This window comes from Streptomyces sp. NPDC046925 (genome assembly GCF_040644915.1).
Lineage (GTDB): Bacteria > Actinomycetota > Actinomycetes > Streptomycetales > Streptomycetaceae > Streptomyces.
The window spans coordinates 96117-111705 of record NZ_JBEYWZ010000017.1; the positions used below are offsets into that span (position 1 = coordinate 96117).

The 15589-nt window shown below is 71.8% G+C and carries 15 protein-coding genes; 9 read left to right on the forward strand and 6 right to left on the reverse strand.

All coding sequences use genetic code 11. The annotated features are described in order from the left end of the window. The first annotated feature begins 130 nt into the window (after positions 1–130). The gene (locus ABZ906_RS41270; protein ID WP_361391662.1) at positions 131–1573 is read left to right on the forward strand and encodes a solute carrier family 23 protein; all 1443 of its coding nucleotides are present in this window, start codon (positions 131–133) and stop codon (positions 1571–1573) included. Here the strand turns inward: ABZ906_RS41270 and ABZ906_RS41275 are convergent. Further along, positions 1552–2682 (reverse strand): glycoside hydrolase family 6 protein, encoded by a 1131-nt coding sequence (locus ABZ906_RS41275; protein WP_361391801.1) that lies wholly within the window; start codon positions 2680–2682, stop codon positions 1552–1554. The genes ABZ906_RS41270 and ABZ906_RS41275 overlap by 22 nt on opposite strands. A gap of 224 nt (positions 2683–2906) precedes the next feature. Here ABZ906_RS41275 and ABZ906_RS41280 point away from each other — a divergent pair, with 224 nt between their 5' ends. Both ABZ906_RS41280 and ABZ906_RS41285 read left to right on the forward strand, forming a co-directional pair. Further along, entirely contained in the window at positions 2907–3611 is a 705-nt protein-coding gene (locus ABZ906_RS41280) for a DUF5995 family protein (protein ID WP_361391664.1), read from the forward strand. A gap of 88 nt (positions 3612–3699) precedes the next feature. Further along, positions 3700–4632: an LLM class F420-dependent oxidoreductase gene (locus tag ABZ906_RS41285; RefSeq protein WP_361192447.1), complete on the forward strand. Its 933-nt coding sequence runs from the start codon at positions 3700–3702 to the stop codon at positions 4630–4632. 58 nt (positions 4633–4690) lie between these two features. On the opposite strand, the gene ABZ906_RS41290 is transcribed toward ABZ906_RS41285, so the two are convergent. Both ABZ906_RS41290 and ABZ906_RS41295 read right to left on the reverse strand, forming a co-directional pair. After that, entirely contained in the window at positions 4691–6385 is a 1695-nt protein-coding gene (locus ABZ906_RS41290) for an NAD(P)/FAD-dependent oxidoreductase (RefSeq protein WP_361391667.1), read from the reverse strand. A gap of 59 nt (positions 6386–6444) precedes the next feature. After that, on the reverse strand, positions 6445–7233 hold the full coding sequence (locus tag ABZ906_RS41295; protein WP_361391804.1) for a carbon-nitrogen hydrolase family protein: 789 nt from the start codon (positions 7231–7233) through the stop codon (positions 6445–6447). Positions 7234–7575: 342 nt separating this feature from the next. Here ABZ906_RS41295 and ABZ906_RS41300 point away from each other — a divergent pair, with 342 nt between their 5' ends. Then, positions 7576–8217, forward strand: coding sequence for a Repetin (locus tag ABZ906_RS41300; RefSeq protein ID WP_361391670.1), 642 nt, complete (start codon positions 7576–7578; stop codon positions 8215–8217). Between the two features lie 181 nt (positions 8218–8398). Next, positions 8399–8953 carry a Repetin gene (locus ABZ906_RS41305; protein ID WP_361192454.1) on the forward strand — a complete coding sequence of 185 codons (555 nt, stop codon included), beginning with the start codon at positions 8399–8401 and terminating at the stop codon, positions 8951–8953. A gap of 27 nt (positions 8954–8980) precedes the next feature. Here the strand turns inward: ABZ906_RS41305 and ABZ906_RS41310 are convergent, their stop codons facing one another. Next, the gene (locus tag ABZ906_RS41310; protein ID WP_190084898.1) at positions 8981–9436 is read right to left on the reverse strand and encodes an Lrp/AsnC family transcriptional regulator; all 456 of its coding nucleotides are present in this window, start codon (positions 9434–9436) and stop codon (positions 8981–8983) included. A 10-nt stretch (positions 9437–9446) separates the two neighbouring features. After that, positions 9447–10910: an amino acid permease gene (locus tag ABZ906_RS41315; protein WP_361192458.1), complete on the reverse strand. Its 1464-nt coding sequence runs from the start codon at positions 10908–10910 to the stop codon at positions 9447–9449. Between the two features lie 330 nt (positions 10911–11240). On the opposite strand from ABZ906_RS41315, the gene ABZ906_RS41320 reads away from it, so the two are divergent. The 3 genes from ABZ906_RS41320 to ABZ906_RS41330 are packed head-to-tail and all read left to right on the forward strand — an operon-like array spanning position 11241 to position 14250. Beyond that, positions 11241–12356, forward strand: a complete 1116-nt coding sequence (locus ABZ906_RS41320; protein ID WP_361391673.1) for an LLM class flavin-dependent oxidoreductase — start codon at positions 11241–11243, stop codon at positions 12354–12356. Next, entirely contained in the window at positions 12353–13216 is an 864-nt protein-coding gene (locus ABZ906_RS41325; RefSeq protein ID WP_361391676.1) for an SDR family oxidoreductase, read from the forward strand. The genes ABZ906_RS41320 and ABZ906_RS41325 overlap by 4 nt, the downstream gene beginning before the upstream one ends. 8 nt (positions 13217–13224) lie before the next feature. Continuing rightward, the gene (locus ABZ906_RS41330) at positions 13225–14250 is read left to right on the forward strand and encodes a GDSL-type esterase/lipase family protein (protein WP_361391679.1); all 1026 of its coding nucleotides are present in this window, start codon (positions 13225–13227) and stop codon (positions 14248–14250) included. Here the strand turns inward: ABZ906_RS41330 and ABZ906_RS41335 are convergent. Then, positions 14217–14654 (reverse strand): helix-turn-helix domain-containing protein, encoded by a 438-nt coding sequence (locus ABZ906_RS41335; RefSeq protein ID WP_361192466.1) that lies wholly within the window; start codon positions 14652–14654, stop codon positions 14217–14219. The two genes, ABZ906_RS41330 and ABZ906_RS41335, sit on opposite strands and share 34 nt — an antisense overlap. A 91-nt stretch (positions 14655–14745) precedes the next feature. Here ABZ906_RS41335 and ABZ906_RS41340 point away from each other — a divergent pair, with 91 nt between their 5' ends. Next, positions 14746–15558, forward strand: a complete 813-nt coding sequence (locus tag ABZ906_RS41340) for an NAD(P)H-binding protein (protein ID WP_361391682.1) — start codon at positions 14746–14748, stop codon at positions 15556–15558. Positions 15559–15589 lie beyond the last annotated feature (31 nt).

Sequence of the window (15589 nt, forward strand, 5' to 3'; positions counted from 1 at the left end):
CGTTCGGCCCCGACGGGTAGCCGAACTTATGCCGCACTAACATTGCGCTGATCTTTCCGGTCATTTTCACGGGCCATTCCCGGACACGGGTCAGGCCCACGGCTCGGCGCACAGAAAGCGGAACAGAACCATGGATCTCGGCGTGCGCTGGAGACTGCACGGCGACGGGCGCACCCCCGCGCCCGGAGCCGTCGTCCGTCCCGACGAGCGGCTGTCGTGGCCGCGGACCTTCGGGCTCGGCGCCCAGCACGTGGTCGCCATGTTCGGCGCCTCCTTCGTGGCGCCCGTCCTGATGGGCCTCGACCCGAACCTCGCGATCATGATGTCGGGCGTGGCGACCGTCATCTTCCTGCTCGCCACCCGCGGCCGGGTGCCCAGCTACCTGGGCTGTTCGCTCTCCTTCGTGGGCGTGGCCGCGGTCATCCGCGCGCAGGGCGGCTCGTCGGCGACGGTGACGGGCGCGGTCTTCGTGGTCGGCGCCGCGCTGTTCCTGGTGGGCCTGGCCGTCCAGAAGTTCGGGGCGCGGATCATCCATGCCGCGATGCCGCCGATCGTCACCGGCGCCGTCGTCATGCTGATCGGCTTCAACCTGGCGCCGGTCACCGCCTCCACGTACTGGCCGCAGGACCAGTGGACGGCGCTCCTGGTGATGCTGTTCACCGGTTTGGCCGTGGTCTGCCTGCGCGGATTCTGGTCGCGCGTCGCGATCTTCCTGGGGCTGATCTTCGGGTACGCCCTGTCCTGGGTCCTCGACCTGACCTTCGGCAAGATCCACTCGGCGGACGGCTCGGGCAAGGTCGTCGACCACTGGCGTCTGGACCTCTCCGCCGTCGGCAACGCCGACTGGATCGGCCTGCCGTCCTTCCACGCGCCGAGCTTCGAGTGGTCGGCGATCCTCGTGGCGCTGCCCGTGGTCATCGCCCTGGTCGCGGAGAACGCCGGGCACGTCAAGGCGGTCGGCGAGATGACCGGCGACAACCTGGACGACAAGCTCGGCACGGCGATCTCCGCCGACGGCGCCGCGTCCATGCTCTCCACCGCGGTCGGCGGCCCGCCCAACACCACGTACTCCGAGAACATCGGCGTGATGGCCGCGACCCGCGTCTACTCCACGGCCGCGTACTGGGCCGCCGCCTGCTTCGCCCTGCTCTTCGGCCTCTGCCCCAAGTTCGGCGCGGTCGTGGCGGCCATCCCCGGCGGTGTGCTCGGCGGCATCACCGTCATCCTCTACGGCATGATCGGCCTGCTCGGCGCCCAGATCTGGATCAACGCGGGGGTCGACCTGCGCAATCCGCTGAACCTGGTCCCGGCCGCCGCGGGCATCATCATCGGCGTCGGCGGTGTCTCGCTGAAGATCACCGACAACTTCGAACTGAGCGGCATCGCGCTCGGCACGATCGTCGTGATCACCGGCTATCACGTCCTGCGCGCCTTCGCCCCGCCGCACCTCAAGTCGCAGGAGCCGCTGCTCGATTCGGGCACGTCCACGTACGACAAGAGCGACGATGCCGATGGCGGCGGCGAGGCCACCGGGCCGGGCACCGGCGGCTCTCAGCCGCGCGCCAAGTCGTAGGCGTAGCCCGGCGAGAACGTCCCCGGCTCGCCCCGGCAGCCGTCGGACTCGCCCGGCAGCTTGATCCACAGATAGGCGTCGATGCGGGCGTCGCCGGTACGCAGCGTCGGGTTCTGCCCGAGCCCCCGGCCCGCCGGGTCGCACCACTCGCCGTCCGCCGGGGCGCCGTTGCCGTTGCGGCTGGTGTCGATGACGGCGCCCAGGCCCGCCGGGCCGCCCAGCGCGGACAGGACCCTGCGGGCGTAGGCGGCCTCGTCGGCGGTGCGGCGGAAGTTCGAGACGTTCGTGAAGACGCCGTCGGACGAAGCGGCGGACGCGGCGCCCGCCGCGCGCAGCCGTCCGGCCTGCTCGGCCGCGGAGTTCCAGCCGGAGTGCCCGGCGTCGTAATAGACCCTGGCCCCGGGGTTGGCCGCCTTCAGGGTGCGCCCGGCGCGGGCGAGCGAGGCGTTGCGGGCGGTGCGCCCCTCGGCGTCGAGGCACTCGGACTGGGCGATCGCGTCCGGTTCGAGGATGACGATGACCTCGCCCGAGCCGAGGCCCGCGGCGAACTTCTCGATCCACGCGTCGTACGCCGCGAGGTCCGGCGCCCCGCCCTCGGACGCGCCCCCGCAGTCACGGTCCGGAATCGCGTACGGCACGACGACGGGCACCCGGTTCCCGGCGGCCGACGTCACCGCGCGCACCCGCGAGGTGATGGTCCCCGGTTCGTAGTCCGCGAACCACACGGCCGCGGGCCGGGCGGCGATCCGTGACTCGATGAGCGGCCGCCGGGGGTCGCCGCGGTGGGCCCTGACCCAGTCGATGACCTGGGAATCGCCGTGCCGGTAGAGGGAGCCGGCCGCGGGGGCTGCCGTGCTCGGTTTCTGGGGTCGGCGCGTCGAAGGCTTCGGCGTCGGCTCCGGTCGCGGCGCGGCGGAGGATCGCGCGGGCGACGGCTTCGCCGAGGGGGACTCCGACGCGGACGGCGTCGGCACCGCGGGCAGCGGTTCGAGCGTCGGCGACTTCGTCACCTTCGGGCGCGCCCGGTCCTCGCCGCCGCCCTCGTCCAGGGCGGAGACCATTCCGGCGACGGCGCCGACGGCGGCCACGACCGAGGCCACGGCGACCATCACGCCATGGCGCGCGGCGCGGACGCGTCCGGCCCGGCGCCCGCCGCGATGTCGTGCACGCTTGCCTGCCACGGTCTTCGCCTCCCCCTCCCCCGCGTCCCCCTGACACGGCGTGCATGCCGGTCCCCCTCCCCCGGGGGCACATACGATCGCCGTTCCCTCGTTCTGGGGAAGCGTCCGGTGCGGCGGCACTCGGGCCAGCCTAGGACTGGGACCCTGCCGTCATGGCGCAGTTGGAGCGGTTCGCGGAGTTCGCAGGCCCGGCACACGGGGTGGACGGCGTGGCGACGCGGATGCGTGCCCTGGGGGACGGTTTCCCCTCGGGCGACGGGGTCGGGGTCTTCAACCGGGTCTATCTGTCGGTCACCGAGGAGGTCGCCCGGCACGTGGACAGCGGGAGTTTCCCGGATCGCGGAGCCGCGATCACGCTGGACGTCCTGTTCGCCGAGCGCTATCTGACGGCGGTCGACGCGGCGGCCGCCGACCGCAGGCCGCCCGCCTGCTGGCGGCCGCTGTTCGAACTCCGGCGCCATCCCGGCGTACGTCCGCTGCAGTTCGCGCTCGCGGGCATCAACGCGCACATCGGGCACGACCTTCCGCTGGCCGTCGTGGACACCTGTCGTACGCTCGGCTGCGAACCGGCCGATCTGGCCGACGAGTTCGACCGCGTGGGCGACATCCTCATCTCCCTGGAGGAGCGCATCCGCGAGGATCTGATGCCGGGTCCCGACCTCTTCCAGGTCGCCGATCCGCTCACCCATCTGCTCGGCTCGTGGAGTCTGGAGCGGGCCAGGGACGGCGCGTGGGCGACGGCCCTGGCGATGCAGGCCCTGCGCGAACTGCCGCTCGTGGCCGAGCAGTTCCGCGACCGCCTGGACGGTGCGGTCGGTCTCGTGGGCCGGATGCTCCTCACTCCCCTGCCGGACTGATCCGGTTGCCCCGCTCCCGGCACCGGCGAACTCCCCCGCAATAGCTGTACGTTGAAACCAGTGACCCCGGATGCGAAGGAGCACCAGCATGGCCACACGACTCGGGCTCGGCCTCCCGCAGGGCCGGCAGTACAGCATCGGACGTGACGTCCCGGCCGTGGCCCGCGCGGCCGAGGAGATCGGGTACGAGAGCCTGTGGGTCTATGAACGCATCCTGTTCCCCGAGCCCGCGACGCAGGGCCTGTACGGCATCGAGGGCCTGCCCTGGCCCGACACGTACCGCTCGGTGGCCGATCCGCTGGTCACGCTGACCCTGGCCGCGGCCGCCACCGAGCGGGCCCGCCTGGGCACCAGCGTCCTGATCGCCCCGCTGCACGTTCCCTTCCAACTGGCGCGCACCCTGGCCACGTTGGACGCGGCGAGCGGCGGCCGCGTCGTCGCGGGCCTCGGCACGGGCTGGTCCCACGACGAGTACGCCGCCGCGGGGGTGGCGCCCTTCGAGAAGCGCGGCAAGGTCCTGGACGAGATGATCGACGTCTGCCGGGCGGTGTGGGGGCCGGACCCGGTGTCGTACGAAGGGGAGCTGACCACCATCGCGCCCTCGGTGATCGGCCCCAAGCCCGCCGGGCCCATCCCGATCCTGCTGCCCGCGAACAGCCCGCGCGCCCTGCGCAGGCTGGTCGACCGCGCGGACGGCTGGATGCCGATCGGCACGGGCGCCGAGCAGCTGGCCGAGCAGGCGCAGACACTGAAGGAACTGGCCGCCGAGCGGGGCCGCACGGAGCCGGTCCAGAGCGTCCTGCGGGTCAACGCCCGCTACACGCCGACCGCGTACGAGGGCGAGAAGCGTGCCCCCTTCCGGGGCAACGTCGCCCAGATCGTCGAGGACCTGGCGGCCCACGCCGCGACGGGCGCGGCGGAGGAGATCCTCATCGAGCTGGCGGGCAGCACGCGCGACGCGGAGGAGCTGAAGGACTTGGCGGCGGAGGTGTACGTGGAGGCGAGGGCGGCGGGGGTGTAGGCCCTTGGGGCGCGGGGCTCCGACCAGATCCCCGCCTGCCCCGGACGCGACGGCGCTCTCAGTCCTCGGGCAGCTCGACGGGAGCGATCTCGTCGTACACATCCCCGGGACCGGGGTTGGTCGCGTCGGTCGCACCGCCGAAGTGGTGCATGACACCCCACACGGCGTTCAGCGCGGTCTGCACCGCGCCCTCGGCCCAGCCCGCCGTCCAGGAGATGTCGTCGCCGGCGAGGAAGATCCCCCGCTTGTCCTCGGGCAGCGACTCCTGCATGAAGTGCGTGAAGAGGCGCCGCTGATAGCGGTAGTGGCCCGGCAGGTTCGCCTTGAAGGCGCCCATGAAGTAGGGCTCGTTCTCCCAGGAGACGGTCACCGGGTTGCCGATGATGTGCTTCCTGATGTCGACCTTCGGGTAGATCTCGCCGAGCGACTTGAGCATGACCTCCATGCGCTCGTTCGCCGACAGCGGGAGCCACTTCAGGCTGTCGTCGCACCAGGTGTAGGAGAGGCAGATGACGGCGGGCTTGTCCGGTCCGTCGTCCAGGAGATACGTGCCGCGCGTCATCCGGTCGGTGAGCGTCATCGACATGACGTCCCGGCCCGTCTCCTCGTCCTTGTCCAGCCAGAACGGCCGGTCCACAGGAACGAACAGCTTCGAGGACTCCATGTAGTGGGTCCGCTCCATCGCCGTCCAGTGGTCGATGGGGAAGAGCGTGTCGTCGCACGCGATCTTCGAGAGCAGCATCCACGACTGGGCCGTGAAGATCGCCGCCTGGTAGGTGCGGATGTCGCCCGAGGAGTCGGTGACGGTGACGCGGTTGCCCGCGGTGCGGTCGAGCCGGGTCACGGCGGGCTTCGGCACGCCGCCCTCGTGCAGCGAGCTCAGGGACGTGCCGGGCGCCCAGTGCACGATCTTCTGCGGCTCGCGGTCCCACATCCGCAGCGGCAGCTGCTGGCTGCCGCCGACGATGCCGCGGTGGTGGTCGTCGGCCTCGGTGTAGACGACGCGCAGGATCTCCAGGATGGAGTTCGGGAAGTCGGTGTCCCAGCCGCCGGTGCCGAAGCCGACCTGACCGAAGATCTCGCGGTGCCGGAAGGACTTGAAGGCCTCGGAGTCGCAGAGGAAGCCGTAGAAGGTCTGGTTGTCGAGCTTCTCGACGAGCTTGGACCAGATCTCGCGGATCTTCGGTACGTCGCGCTCGCGCAGGGCGCGGTTCATGTCGGAGAAGTCGGCGCCCTCCTCCAGGCAGGAGTTCCAGGCGTTCATCACGTCGCGGTAGACCTGCGGCAGGTCGTCGACGGAGGTGGCGTAGTGCGACTCGCCCTTGAGGTCCACGACCGTCGAGGGAGTCGACTCGGCGAGGGGGTTGGGGAAGGGCTGGGTCTTGAGGCCGACCAGGTCGATGTAGTGCTGGAGCGCCGTCGAGGACGGCGGGAAGCGCATCGCGCCCATTTCGGCGGTCAGGTCGCCTTCACAGCCGTCGAAGCCGACGGTGCGCAGGCGGCCGCCGATCTGGTCGGCCTCGTAGACGACGGGCTTGAGGCCCATCTTCATCAGTTCGTACGCCGCCACGATGCCGGAGAGGCCGCCCCCGATGACCGCGACCTCCGTGCCGTGCTCGGTCGCGGGTATCTGGCCGAGGCCCGCCGGGTGGGCGAGGAAATCGTCGTACGCGTACGGGAAGTCCGGACCGAACATGGTGATCGGCGGCTGCGCGTCGGTGTGCTGGACGGCGGTGGGCACCGTGGACGTCATGGGGTACGGACTCCTTGCGGGAACGGCAGAACAGAAAGAACGGGAAGCTCGGGGGCGGGTCAGGCCAGGGACGCGTACAGACCCGGGCGGCGGTCGCTCAGGTAGGGGTTGGCCTGGCGCGACGCGGCGAGGAAGGCCGGATCGGCGTCGGCGAACACCAGCTGCTCGCCCCGCCCGGCGCGGGTGCGCGCGACTCCGTCGGGTCCCGCCAGCGTGGAGAGCCCGACGAACTCGAACTCCCCTTCCCGGCCGACCCGGTTGACGTAAGCGACGTACATCTGGTTCTCGAAGGCCCGCACCGGTACGACGGACTCGGCGACGAACTGGAAGGGGTGCATCTGGGCCGTGGGCACCAGCAGCAGGTCGGTGCCGGCGAGGGCGTGCGCGCGGACGTTCTCCGGGAACTCCACGTCGTAGCAGATCATCAGGCCGACCCGCATACCGCCCAACTCGGCCTGGACGACGGCCTGTTCGCCGGGCGTGAAGTGGTCCCGCTCGAAGCAGCCGAAGAGGTGGGTCTTGCGGTAGTTCGCCAGGCGGGCGCCGTCGGGGCCGATCAGCTGGACGGAGTTGAAGACCCGCTCGCCGTCCCGCTCCGGGTAGCCGTAGGCGATCGCGACGCCATGGCGTACGGCGGTCTCGGCGATCGCGGCGGCCGAAGCCCCGTCGGCGGCCTCGGCGAGACGCGGGATGTCGTCGCCGATGGCGTACCCGGTGAGGTACAGCTCCGGGGCCACCAGGAGGTCCGCGCCCGCATCGGCGGCACGGGCGGCGGCTTCGTCGAGCGCCTTCAGGTTGGCGTCGGCGGAGCCAAGGGTGCCCGAGCTCTGGAGCAGGGCGGTGCGCAGCGGGGGCATGGCGGGACCTCGGGGCATGCGAAGGGGCACAAGGGCTGGTGGGGACGGTTAGACGGTACGGTCGGCGGCCATGCCCGGACAAGGCGCGAGCGTTGCGGGCCGCCGCACGATTTGTTGCGTGTCACGGGCCGATGGCGGCGATTCGTTGCGTGGTGGCGTGGGACCGGGGTCGCAGAGGTGTCCACCCGTGGGTGCAGCGGCCTCGGGGGTGTTTTCCGCCGCGCGGCGGAGGCGGAGTGCCGCCCGTGGCCGGACGTGCCGGGACCCCCTTCCGCGAGACCGTGATCTCGCCCGGAAGGACCGGGTGAACGGCACTTCGGACGGAGGCTCCCCGTGAGCCGCACCACACGTACCAAGATCGCTGACCGCCGCCTGCCCGGCCCCCGCAGCCGCGTGATCGCCGTCGGCACCGCCCTGCTGATCTGTGCCGGAGCCGCGGGAGCGGCTGCCGCATCGGACGCGACGGAGGGCGGCGGCGCGGCGCGTGCCGCCTCCGGAAGCCGCCCGCACGCCGAGCAGCGCGAGGCGGCCGCGCTCACCGGCTCGGCGAAGCTGCACCGCAAGACCACCGAGGACGTGACGTTCACCTTCGACGCGCATCTGGCGAAGCGGAACACCATGCGCCCGGACAAGGCGACCGGCACCTTCCGCTTCGTCCACCTCGACAAGCCGGGCGGCAAGGGCGGCTGGGCGAAGGGCCGCATCGACTGCCTGATGACCGGCGGCAAGGTCGCCACGGCCACCGGCATCATCACCGCGACGAACCTGAAGGACATCAAGGGCGGCCGCGTCGGCTTCACGGTCCACGACCTGGGCAAGCAGGACCGCGTGGGCTACAGCTGGGCCTCGGTGGGCGGACCCGACGGCACGAAGAAGCTGCCGAAGTGCACGAGCGCTGCCCCCTTCGAGAAGGTCAGGAAGGGCACCGGCGACTTCACCGTCACGCCCTGGCACCCCACCTACCCGACCGACTGACCCGCGGGGCCCGCCCGTACGGGGGGCGGGCGGGCCCCGCGTCTCCCCCTCACGCACCAGCCGTCCCCCGCCGCGCGGCGGAGCAGGTCACCGCCTCGCGCACGATGCCCGGGGCGCCCGGGACCGGGAGGGTGGATCACGCCCGGAGGGACCGGGCGGACCACAGCCAGACGGGGGCCCCATGAACCGCCGCTCCAACCTCATCCGAGCCGTCGCCGTAGGAGCCGCGCTCCTCGCCCTCGTATCCGGCGCGGGCTCCGCGACCGCGTCGGATGCCCCGCACCACGGGCGCGAGGCCGCCGCCCTGACCGGAACCGCCAAGCTGGACCGCCCGCCGGGCGATGACGCCACCATCACCGTCGACGCCCATCTGGACGCCGCGGACCGCGACGACCCCGGGGCCGCGCACGGCACCGTCAAGATCAGCCACTACATGGAGCGACCCGAGTTCGGCGGCACGGCCGAGGCCCGCGTGGACTGCCTGCTGACCGGCGGAAAGGTGGCCACGGTGTCGGCGGTCGTCACGAAGGCGGACGGTGGCCTCGAAGGGGCGATCGGCAAGCGCCTGGGCCTGACCGTCCACGACCAGGGCAAGCAGGACCGCTTCGGCTACAGCTGGGCCATGGTCGGCATCCCGAACGACCTGCCGGACGACATGCCCAAGTGCGTGAGCGCGGCCCCGTTCGACAAGACGAAGCCGGGCAGCGGGGACCTGCACGTACGGCCGATGAAGTAACGCCCCGAGGGGCGGCGCGGGGAGCGCCTACGCGGGCGACCCCGAAGAAAATCTCCGCATCAGGGGCGAGAGCACGAGGACGGACTTCGTCCGTTCCACGAAATGCTCGCCCGCGATCCGTTCGAGCACCCGCTCGAAGTGCCGCATGTCGGCGGCGAAGACCTGGACGACGGCGTCCGCCTCCCCGGTGACGGTGGAGGCGGACGCGATCTCCGGATACCGCTCGAGCCCCCGCCGAATCGCCTCCGGCGAGGTATTGCGACGGCAGTAGATCTCGATGAACCCCTCGGTCTCCCAGCCGAGCGCGGCCGGATCGACCCGCACGGTGAACCCCGTGATCGCCCCGGTCTCCCGCAGACGGTCCACGCGCCGCTTCACGGCGGGCGCGGAGAGCCCCACCAGCTGGCCGATGTCGGCGTAGGAACGGCGGGCGTCCTCGGCGAGGGCGTGCACGATGCGTTCGTCGAGATCGTTCAGTCGCACTGGGGGTGGATCACTTCTCTGCGGAGGCCAATCGGGAGCGGCTCATGCCGTACAGGAAGTAGAACACGAGGCCGGCGGCCATCCAGACACCGAAGACGATCCAGGTGATGGAGTCGAGGCTGAACATGTTGTAGGCGCAGAAGCCGAAGCCGAGCACCGGGAAGAGCCAGCCCAGCGGCACCCGGAAGGTGCGCGGCATGTCCGGGCGGGTCTTGCGCAGCACGATCACCGCGATGTTGACCAGGCCGAAGGCGAAGAGCGTGCCGATGCTGGTGGCGTCGACGAGCTTGCCGAGCGGGATGACGGAGGCGAGCGCGGCGCAGAACAGCGACACGATGACGGTGTTCACGCGGGGCGTGCCCGTCTTCTTGCTGACCTTGCCGAACACCTTGGGGACCAGGCCGTCGCGGGACATGGCGAACAGGACGCGGGTCTGGCCGTAGAGGACGGTCAGGACGACGGAGGCGATGGAGATGACCGCACCGGCGGCGAGCAGCGTGCCCCAGAAGCTCTGGCCGCTGACGTCGTTCATGATCGCGGCGAGCGTGGCCTCGGAGCCCTCGAAGTCGGCCCAGTTCCAGGCGCCGACGGCGACGGCCGCGACCAGGACGTAGAGCGCGGTGACGATGATCAGCGAGAGCATGATCGCGCGGGGCAGGTCGCGCTGCGGGTTCTTCGCCTCCTCACCGGCGGTGGACGCGGCGTCGAAGCCGATGTACGAGAAGAAGAGGCTGGCCGCGGCGGCGCTGACGCCGGCCGTGCCGAGCGGCATGAAGTCGGAGTAGTTGCCGGACTTGAAGCCCATGAAGCCGATGGTGCAGAAGAGCACGAGCGCGGCGATCTTCACGATGACCATGATCGTGTTGGCCCGCGCCGACTCCTTGGCGCCGCCGAGCAGGAACACCATGGCGAGCAGCACCACGATCAGGCCCGGCAGGTTGATGACGCCGCCCTCGCCGGGTGCCGACGAGAGCACGTCGGGGATGGTGACGCCGATGGTGCCGTCGAGCAGTTCGTTGAGGTATTCGCCCCAGCCGACGGCGACCGCCGCGACCGACACGCCGTACTCCAGGACCAGGCACCAGCCGCAGACCCAGGCGATCAGTTCGCCCATCGTTGCGTACGCGTACGAGTACGAGGATCCGGCGACCGGGATGGAGCCCGCCAGCTCGGCGTACGAGAGCGCGGAGAACAGGGCGGTGAGCCCGGCGAGCACGAAGGACAGGGTCACGGCGGGCCCGGCCTTGGGGACGCTCTCGCCGAGGACGACGAAGATGCCGGTGCCCAGCGTGGCACCGATGCTGATCATGGTCAGCTGCCACATGCCGAGGGAGCGCCGCAGCGAGCCGCCCTCACCCTGGCCGCCCTCCGCGACCAGGAGTTCCACCGGCTTGCGCCGCATCAAGCGGCTGCCGAGCCCGGTACCCCCCGGGGGACTTGGCCGGTTCTGCGGGGGTGCGCCTTGGTCGAGCACGCATGGCTCCTTCATCGCTGCCTGGTCAGGGCGGCGGGACCCGCGGCAGCACCCGGGCATGGCCGGGGACCACCGAGCAGGCGGTCCCCGCCACACCACGTACAGCGGATGACTCTATGAGGCGTGGTTCACGTATGTAATGAAGCAACCTTGCGCAAGTCCGAACGATCGTTGCGTACATCCCCTTCCTGCGGGTCTTCGTTGCGCGGTCCGTTTCGTCCGTTGCGTGCCGAGGGTCCGGGAAGCTCATTGACACTTCGTCAGATCTCCCCCATCGTGCACTCCGGTCGAGCCGATCGCACACCCCCGTCGAGAGGGAGCCAGCAGGCCATGGACCTCGATGTGCTGTACGAGATCGACGTACCGAAGCCCTGGAACGGACCCCACCCGCTCGGCCAGCGCACCGCCGAGCAGCGCGCCTACCGCGAGGCCGTCGAGCAGATCAGGCTCGCGGACCGGGTCGGCTTCCGCACGGTGTGGGCCGTGGAGCACCACTTCCGCGAGGGCCGCTCGCACTGCCCCGCGCCCGAAGTGCTGCTCGGCCATCTCGCGGCGCTCACCGAGCGGATACGCCTCGGCTTCGGCGTCACGCTCACCCCCTTCGGCTTCACTCCCCCGCAGCGGATCGCGGAGAAGGTGGCGGCGGTGGACGTACTGTCCGACGGCCGCGTCGAGTGGGGAACGGGGCGGTCGACTCCCATGGAGCAGACGGCATTTGGCGTCGACCGGGAGCAGTCGCGCGCCGACTGGCGCGAGGCGATCGAGATCGTCACGGGCATGTGGCGCGAGGAGTACTTCGCGTACGAGTCGGAGCGCTTCACCTTCCCCCGGCGGATGGTCACCCCCAAGCCCGTCCAGGATCCGCATCCGCCCTGCTGGATGGCGGCGACATCGCCCGGTTCGGCGGAGACGGCGGGCGCCGCGGGGCTCGGCCTGCTCTCCTTCTCGATCATGCAGCCGCTCGACGCGATGGCCCGTCAGGTCGCCGCCTACCGGGCGGCGGCACGCACTCCGGCGCCCATCACGGACGTCACCACGGACCGCGTCAGCGCGTACACCCTGGTGCACGTGGCGGACCGGCCCTCGCAGCGGGTCTGGGACTCGGTCGCCTGGTGGTACCGCAACCTCGCGCAGTTCACGCTCGACTGGGAGCTGCCGCACCTGACTCCCGACGAGCGCGAGCGGACCTTCCCCTTCCTCACCCCGATCATCGAAGGCAACGTCCCCGTAGAGGAGTTCAACGACGGGGACATGATCCTCATCGGTGACGCGGACACCATCGTCCGCAAGGCCAAGCGCTACGCCGACCTCGGCATCGACCAGCTCATCTGCTACGTCCAGTGGGGTTATCTGGAGCACCAGGAGATCCTGCGCACGATCGAGATCCTGGGCAAGGAAGTCATCCCGGAACTGGCGTCCTACCGGCCCCGGCGGACCGCGCCGTGAGCGAGCCTGCGGCGGTCCGCGCCGTGAGCGAGCCCGCGGCGGGCCCCACGGCGAGCGAGCCTCTCGACACCTCCCCCGTCCCCGACTACGCCGCCCTGCACCGGCTGAACGGCCGCGCCTTCGTCCTGCTCGGCGCGGGCAACGGCATCGGCCGCCAGACCGCGCACGCGCTCTCGGCCGCGGGCGCGCGGGTCCTGTGCGTGGATCTCGACAAGGGTCGCGCCGAAGCGGTCGCGGCGGAGACGGGCGGCGTCGCGTACGTTGCGGACGTGACGCGGCGCGAGGAGGTGCGGGAACTCTTCGCCTACGCAGGAGCGGAGTTGGGCCCGGTCGGCGGTGTCGTCGACATCGTCGGCATGGCCCGCTACACACCCCTGGCCGATCTTGACGACGCCTCCTGGGACTGGCACTTCTCCCTCGTCCTGCGGCACGCCTGGCTCACGGTCCAGTACGGCGGCGAGGCACTCGCGGAGGCGGGCGGCGGCCCCCTGGTCTTCGTCGCGTCGGTGTCGGGTCTGACGGCGGCGCCCCTGCACGCCGCGTACGGGGCGGCCAAGGCGGGCCTGATCTCCCTGGTCCGCTCGGCGGCGGTGGAGTACGGACCGCGCGGGGTACGGGTGAACGCGGTGGCGCCCGGCGTCGTCTGGACTCCGCGCGTGGCGGGCCTGATCGGCGACGAGGGCCGCGCTCGCAACGCCCGCAACGCCCCGCTCGACCGGGTCGCCGAGACCTCGGACATCGCCTCCGCCCTGCTCTTCTTCGCCTCGCCGCTCTCCTCGTACGTCACCGGGCAGACGCTCGTCGTGGACGGCGGGGTCGGCGTGAAGTTCCCGTATCCGACCATCGGCGGCGCGCGGTGAGGGGGTTCGTGCGCGGGGCGGCCTGGTGGACGGAGGACGGCCGGGTGCTGCGCGCCGACCCGGCCGACCGCGAGCGGCTGCCCGGGGACACCTGGGAGCGGGCGGGGCTTCCGGCCGGGGTGCGCCTGGAGTTCACCGCGCGCGGCGTGAGCGCGGTGGAGGTCGCGTACACCGCGTCGCCTCCGTCGGCGGCGGACTCGTACCGGGACACGCCCGCGGTGTTCACGCTGCTCGCGGGCGCGGGCGCGGGCGCGGATGGGGGCACGGGCACGGGCAAGGGCGCGGGCGCCGTCGACACGCCCGCATCGCCGGGCGAGCACCGGGTCCTGGTCCATCTCCCCTCCCCCGACGGCGAGTTCACTCTGCACCTGCCCGAATCACTCCGCCCCGTCCTGCACGCACTGCGGCCGGTCGACGGCACCCTGACGCCCGCCGCGCCTCGCCCGCGCTGGCTCGTCTACGGCGACTCGATCACGGAGGGCTGGTCGGTCTCGCGTCCGCATCTGGCGTGGCCCGCGCTCGCGGGGCGGGCCCTTGGCGTGGAGACGGTGAACCTCGGATACGCGGGCGCGGCACTCGGGGAGTTGGCGTCGGCCGATCAACTCGCCTCACTGGACGGCGACGTGCTCACCGTCGCCTTCGGCACGAACTGCTGGTCGCGTACGCCGCATTCGGCGGGGCTGCTGTACGAGACGGCGCGGGCGTTCCTGGGCCTGGTGCGGCGCGGTCATCCGGAGGCTCCCCTCCTGGTGGTCTCCCCCGTGGTCCGCCCGGACGCCGAGTCGGCGCCCAACGCCCTCGGCGCCACGCTGGAAGAGCTGCGGGCCGCGGTGGAGCGGGCGGCCGTGGACGCGGGGGCGGAGCTGCTGCCGGGCGGCGGTCTTCTGCACGCCGGGCATCTGGTGGACGGGGTGCATCCGGGCGACGCGGGCCACGGCATCCTCGCGCAGGCGGTGACGTCAGCGCTGCGGAAGGGGCTGGGGAAGGTGCTGGCCCGGGGTCACTTGCCGGTGGCTTCGCCGGAGGCGTCATAGGCCTCGCGGGCGGCGGCGATGGCGGGGCGGTGGTCGATGGACCAGTCGGCCAGGGCCTTGATCAGGTGCGTGAGGCTGTGGCCCATCTCCGTCAGTTCGTACTCGACCTGCGGCGGAATCGTCGGGTACACCGTCCGCCTGACCAGGCCGTCGCGCTCCAGGCGGCGCACGGTCAGGGTGAGCATGCGCTGCGAGACGCCGCCGTGGATCCGGCGCTGCAACTCCTTGAACCGCAGGACGCCCGAGGCGAGTTCGACCACCACGTACACGGACCACTTGTCGCCGAGCCGACCGAGGACGTCCCGCACCCCGCACTCGTCCTGCGGGGTCTCACAGCTGATCACCGGCTCCGCGGGGGCCTCGGCTGCCTGCGGGGTGGTTACCGCCGTGTGCCCTGCTGACATGAATGTGCCTCCTTATGCGACGGCGCCGCGCCGACCACGATGGTCGCAAGCCCGGTCACCCGGCAACCACTCACCACGGGGGAACCTTCCCATGCTCATGATCACCGGCGCCACGGGCGCCCTCGGCACACTCGTCACCGCCCGCCTCGCGGACCGCGACGACGTCGTCATCGGCACCCGCAGCCCCGCTCCCGGCGGCCGCCGCACCGACTTCGACGACCCGGCATCGCTGGACTTCACCGGCGTCGGCACCCTCCTCGTCATCTCCGCGGGCGCCGCCGAGGACGACGTCGTCATCGCCCGGCACGAGGCCGCGATATCCGCCGCGGAGAAGGCGGGCGTCGGGCACCTCGTCTACACCAGCCTCAGCGGTGACGGCGACCATCTGACGTACGCGCTCGCCCACCGCTGGACCGAGCGCAGACTGCGCGCGTCCTCGCTGGACTGGACGGTCCTGCGCAACGGCCTGTACGCGGAGTTCCTCGCCGCCGTCGCCGCGCCGGCCTCAGACGGGACCATCGCCGCGCCGCTGGGGACGGGCCGCCTCGCCGCCGTGGCGCGCGAGGACCTGGCCGAGGTCGCGGTGCGGGTGGCGACGGATCCGGCGGCGCACGCGGGCCGCACCTACGAACTGGTCGGCGAAGACGCCCTGGGCGGCGCCGACCTGGCCGCCGCGACCGGCGGTTCGTACGAACCCGGCACGCTCGCCGCGACCCGCGAGGCGATCACCGCGGCCGGCCAGGCACTGCCCTTCCAGGTGCCGATGCTCCTGAGCACGTACGCGGCGATAGCGGGCGGCTTCCTGGACGGGACATCCGTCGAGGACCGGGGGACGCTGCGCTCCCTGCTCGGCAAGGAGCCCCGCCCGGCGATCGAGGTGTACAAGGCCACGGTGCGCCCCTGACGAGGCCCCGTAAGGGACGCGGGGAACTGCG

Coding starts and splice junctions, on each gene's coding strand:
- ABZ906_RS41270 (WP_361391662.1), top strand. CDS start 131: ATGGATCTCGGCGTGCGCTGGAGACTGCACGGCGACGGGCGCACCCCC.
- ABZ906_RS41275 (WP_361391801.1), bottom strand. CDS start 2,682: ATGGTCGCCGTGGCCTCGGTCGTGGCCGCCGTCGGCGCCGTCGCCGGA.
- ABZ906_RS41280 (WP_361391664.1), top strand. CDS start 2,907: ATGGCGCAGTTGGAGCGGTTCGCGGAGTTCGCAGGCCCGGCACACGGG.
- ABZ906_RS41285 (WP_361192447.1), top strand. CDS start 3,700: ATGGCCACACGACTCGGGCTCGGCCTCCCGCAGGGCCGGCAGTACAGC.
- ABZ906_RS41290 (WP_361391667.1), bottom strand. CDS start 6,385: ATGACGTCCACGGTGCCCACCGCCGTCCAGCACACCGACGCGCAGCCG.
- ABZ906_RS41305 (WP_361192454.1), top strand. CDS start 8,399: ATGAACCGCCGCTCCAACCTCATCCGAGCCGTCGCCGTAGGAGCCGCG.
- ABZ906_RS41320 (WP_361391673.1), top strand. CDS start 11,241: ATGGACCTCGATGTGCTGTACGAGATCGACGTACCGAAGCCCTGGAAC.
- ABZ906_RS41335 (WP_361192466.1), bottom strand. CDS start 14,654: ATGTCAGCAGGGCACACGGCGGTAACCACCCCGCAGGCAGCCGAGGCC.
- ABZ906_RS41340 (WP_361391682.1), top strand. CDS start 14,746: ATGCTCATGATCACCGGCGCCACGGGCGCCCTCGGCACACTCGTCACC.